The 4,825-nt window shown below is 66.0% G+C and carries 3 protein-coding genes; all 3 read right to left on the reverse strand.

Going from position 1 to position 4,825, the window contains the following annotated elements; translation table 11 throughout:
- Window positions 1–560 (reverse strand): branched-chain alpha-keto acid dehydrogenase subunit E2 (locus tag JNK68_10920; protein ID MBL8540871.1); only part of this gene is annotated, 560 nt, incomplete at its 3' end.
- 89 nt (window positions 561–649) lie between these two features.
- Complete coding sequence (gene aceE, locus JNK68_10925) at window positions 650–3,307, reverse strand: pyruvate dehydrogenase (acetyl-transferring), homodimeric type (GenBank protein MBL8540872.1); 2,658 nt, start codon at window positions 3,305–3,307, stop codon at window positions 650–652.
- 556 nt (window positions 3,308–3,863) lie between these two features.
- A complete protein-coding gene (locus JNK68_10930; GenBank protein ID MBL8540873.1) occupies window positions 3,864–4,802 on the reverse strand; it encodes a GHKL domain-containing protein in 939 nt (312 codons plus the stop codon).
- Window positions 4,803–4,825 lie beyond the last annotated feature (23 nt).

Here is a 4,825-nt window from a genome sequence, read left to right on the forward strand (position 1 = left end):
GCTGCTGGCGCGCCGACACCGGTCGAGAGCGACAGGATCACCGAGCCTTCCGAAACCTTGTCACCGAGCTTTACCTTCACCTCCTGCACGATGCCGCCGATCGGCGAGGGCACGTCCATCGTCGCCTTGTCCGATTCCAGCGTGATGAGCGCCTGCTCCGCCTTCACCGAATCGCCCGGCTTGACGAAGATCTCGATCACCGGCACGTCCTTGAAATCGCCGATGTCCGGCACCTTGACCTCGGCCACGCCGCCGGGGGCGCTGGTCGGCGCAGGCGGTGCGGACACCTTGGGCGATTTCGCCGCCGACTCGGCAGCGCCTGCGGCTTCGAGCGTAAGGATGAGACTGCCCTCGCTCACCTTGTCACCCACCGCCACTTTCACTTCCTTCACCACGCCGCCGGCCGGTGACGGCACTTCCATCGTCGCCTTGTCCGATTCCAGCGTGACGAGCGGATCCTCCGGCTTGATCGTGTCGCCCGGCTTCACCATCACTTCGATGATCGGGACATCCTTGAAATCGCCGATGTCCGGCACCTTCACTTCCGTTGTCGCAGCCATGTCTCCCCCGAAAATCTTGCGCTCCACGCCGCGGCACGCACCGCGGCGCACTTCGTTGTCAGCGTGACGATGCGCGCGCCAACGCGCCCTCAGACGGTGACCGGGTTGGGTTTCTCCGGATTGATGCCGTACTTCGCGATGGCCTCTTGCGCCTTCTGCGGCGGCAGCGTTCCCTCGTCCGCGAGCGCCTTCAGCGCCGCCACGGTCACGTAGTACCGGTTGACCTCGAAGAATTCGCGCAGCTTGACGCGGTAGTCGCTGCGGCCGAAGCCGTCGGTGCCGAGCACGCGGAAGCGCTTCGGCAGGAAGGCGCGCAGCTGGTCGGCGTACGCCCGCATGTAGTCGGTCGAGGCGATCACCGGGCCGTCACGGCCTTCCAGGCACTGCTCGACATAGCTCTTCCGCGGCGGCTCGGTCGGGTGCAGCATGTTCCAGCGGTCGGCGGCGATGCCGTCGCGGCGCAGCTCGTTGTAGCTCGTGCAGCTCCAGATGTCCGCGTTCACGCCCCAGTCGTTCTTGAGCAGTTCGGCCGCGGCGATCACTTCGCGCAGGATGGTGCCGGAGCCCATGAGCTGGACGCGCGGTCCCTTGCCCTTGTCGCCCTGCTGCAGGAGGTACATGCCCTTGATGATCCCTTCCTCGGCGCCTTCCGGCATGCCCGGGTGCGGGTAGTTCTCGTTCATCACGGTGAGGTAGTAGTAGACGTCCTCCTGCTCCTGATACATCCGGCGCAGGCCGTCGCGCACGATCACCACCACTTCGTAGGCGAAGGTCGGGTCGTAGGACACGCAGTTCGGAATGGTGGAGGCGAGGATGTGGCTGTGGCCGTCCTCGTGCTGCAGGCCTTCACCGTTCAGCGTGGTGCGCCCGGCGGTGCCGCCGACGAGGAAGCCGCGCGCGCGCATGTCGCCCGCCGCCCACGCGAGGTCGCCCACGCGCTGCAGCCCGAACATCGAGTAGTAGATGTAGACCGGGATCATCGGCACGTTGTTCGAGCTGTAGGAGGTGGCAGCCGCGATCCACGACGACATCGCGCCCGCTTCGTTGATGCCTTCCTGCAGCACCTGACCGGCCTTGTCCTCGCGGTAGTACATGAGCTGGTCGGCGTCCTGCGGCTTGTAGAGCTGTCCCACCTGAGAAAAGATGCCAAGCGCCCGGAACATGCCTTCCATGCCGAAGGTGCGCGACTCGTCGGGCACGATGGGGACGATGTGCTTGCCGATGTTCTTGTCCTTCACCAGCATGTTGAGCATCTGCACGAAGGCCATGGTGGTCGAGATCTCGCGCGCTTCGGTGCTCTTCAGGAGCCGCTCGAAGGTGGCGAGCGGCGGGATCTCCAGCGACGCGGACTTGCGGCGGCGCAACGGCAGATAGCCGCCGAGCTTGGCGCGGCGCTCGTGCAGATACTTCTTCTCCGCGCTGCCCTCGGGGAAGGTGTAGTACGGCATGTCGGCCATCTGCTCGTCGCTGATCGGGATGCTGAAACGGTCGCGGAACTGGCGGATCGAGTCCTGCGTCATCTTCTTCGCCTGGTGCGCGATCATCTGGCCTTCGCCCGATTCGCCCATGCCGAAGCCCTTCACGGTCTTGGCCAGGATCAGGGTCGGCTGTCCCTTGTGCTGCATCGCAGCCGCATACGCTGCATAGACCTTCTGCGGATCGTGGCCGCCGCGCTCGAGCGCCCAGATCTCGTCGTCGCTCATGTCCGCGACCATCGCCTTGAGTTCCGGATACTTGCCGAAGAAATGCTCGCGCACGTAGGCGCCGTTCTTCGACTTGAAGTCCTGATACTCGCCGTCGACGCACTCTTCCATGCGCTTGAGCAGGATGCCGTCCTTGTCCTTGGCCAGCAGCTTGTCCCAGCCGCTGCCCCAGACCACCTTGATCACATTCCAGCCGGCGCCGCGGAACACCGATTCGAGTTCCTGGATGATCTTGCCGTTGCCGCGCACCGGGCCGTCGAGGCGCTGCAGGTTGCAGTTGATGACGAAGATCAGGTTGTCCAGGTGTTCGCGGCCGGCGAGCGAGATCGAACCCAGGGATTCCGGCTCGTCGCATTCGCCGTCACCGAGGAATGCCCACACCTTGCGGCCTTCGGTGTGCGCGAGCCCGCGCCCCTGCAGATACTTGAGGAAGCGCGCCTGGTAAATCGCCATGAGCGGACCCAGGCCCATGGAGACGGTCGGAAACTGCCAGAAATCCGGCATGAGCCACGGGTGCGGATAGGACGACAGGCCCTGGCCGCCGGTCTCCTGACGGTAGTTGTCGAGCTGCTGCTCGGAGAGGCGACCGAGCAGGTAGGCGCGGGCGTAGATCCCCGGCGCCGAGTGCCCCTGGATGTAGAGGAGGTCGCCGCCGTGCGATTCGGTGGGCGCGTGGAAGAAGTGCTCGTAGCCGACGTCATAGAGGGTTGCCGCGGAGGCGAAGCTCGAGATGTGGCCGCCGAGCTCGGAGGATTTCTTGTTCGCCCGCAGGATGATGGCCACCGCGTTCCAGCGCAGGGCCGCGCGGATCGCCTCCTCCATCTTGGGATCGCCGGGCGCCTTCGCTTCCTTGTCCACGGGGATCGTGTTCACGTACGCGGTGGTCATGGAATAGGGCAGGTACGCGCCGCTGCGCCGCGCCTCGTCGACCAGCCGGTTGATGATGAAATGCGCGCGTTCGGGACCGCGATACTGCAGCACCGCCTTCAGCGAATCGATCCATTCCCGCGTTTCGGTCGGATCGACGTCCTGGCGAATGTCCATGAGATGTCACCTCCACGTTGAGTTGCAATCCCGCCCTCGGCGGGCGACGTTCCTTGTCGAGCGCGCGAACGGCGACCCGCCGGTCGCGTACCCGGTGATGTTCAGGCGCTGCAGACGCAGACGAGTCAACCGGCGTGCGGGCGCCTCAGAAAGCAATAAGGTCAGGGTGATCGACGCGCCAGGCGGTCGACTGGAAGGGTTGTCGAGCGGATAGCGGTCGGGGACGACGCAGAGCCGGCTGCCACGGGATGGCGCCGCGCAGCACGGGCGAGCCACCCGCAGGCGCGATGTCCCCGAGCGCGGTGCGCTTCACGCGGCTCGTCCTCAAGCTGCTCAATGCCTGCCTCCATCCCGTGCTGCTTTCTTGTCTTAGCTTGTTTTCAGTCCCCCGCTGCCGCAGAACCTGCTCCGGCGGGCGAACGCCACTGTCACGCCACAGGCGCGGGCGCGCGAAAAGGGCGAACAATGATAATTGTCAAAGATAGTCGTCCGCCACGGCAACTGCAAGCCAAATTGCACGCGAAATCGCGCGCGGATCATCGCCGATCGCGATGCCTCAGGCCGCCAGTTGTACGATGACCGTAGCACCCCCGAGGGCGCTTCGCGCGACGGTGACACGACCTGCGTATGCGGCTGCGATGTCGCGCACCATCGCGAGCCCGATGCCGTGACCGGGGACGCTCTCGTCGGCGCGTGCGCCGCGCTCGGCCAGGCGCTCGGCGAGGGCGGGATCGATTCCCGGACCGTCGTCCTCGACCACGAGCTCGAGCCCGGACTCCTGTCGCCGCGCGCTCAGCCGCACTTGCCCGCGACACCACTTGCAGGCGTTGTCGAGCAGATTGCCCAGCACCTCCATCAGGTCGCCCTCGGCGCCGAGAAAGTGCAGGTCCGGTGCGACGTCGAGCGCGATAGTCAGCGTCTTGTCGCGATGCAGTTTTTCCAGCGACGACTTCATCTTCTGTGCGACTTCGAGCACCGGCAGGCGCGTGCCGAGACCGGTCGCGCCGCGTGCGATGGCGCGCTGCAGCTGGTGACGGACGATGCGGTCCATCTGCCCCAACTGATCGTCGAGCTCGCGCGCGCTCGCGGCGTCCACGCGGCCTTCGCCGAGCACCCCGCGCATCACGGCGAGTGGTGTCTTCAGGCTGTGCGCGAGATCGCCGAGCGCGTTGCGCAGGCGCTTCTGCTGCGCCCGCTCGTGCGCGAGCAGCGCGTTGACGCTGCCGGTGAGACCCTGCAGCTCCGCCGGGTAGCGACCGACGATCCGCTCCCGGTCGCCCGCCTGCACGTGATCGATCTCGCGGCGCACTTGGCGCAGCGGCTTGAGCCCCCAGTGCAGCGCGACTGCCAGCACCGCAATCAGCAGCACCGCCATGCCGCCCAGCCATGCCGCGAGGCTCGCGCGGAAATGGTTGATCTCGTGCCGGAATTCACCGAGGTCTTCGGCCACGCTGAAGGTATAGGTGCGCGGCCTGCCTTCAATCAGCCAGCTCACGCCGTAGCTCTGGACGAAGTAGG

Source organism: Betaproteobacteria bacterium (genome assembly GCA_016791345.1).
Classification (GTDB): Bacteria; Pseudomonadota; Gammaproteobacteria; order Burkholderiales; family JAEUMW01; genus JAEUMW01.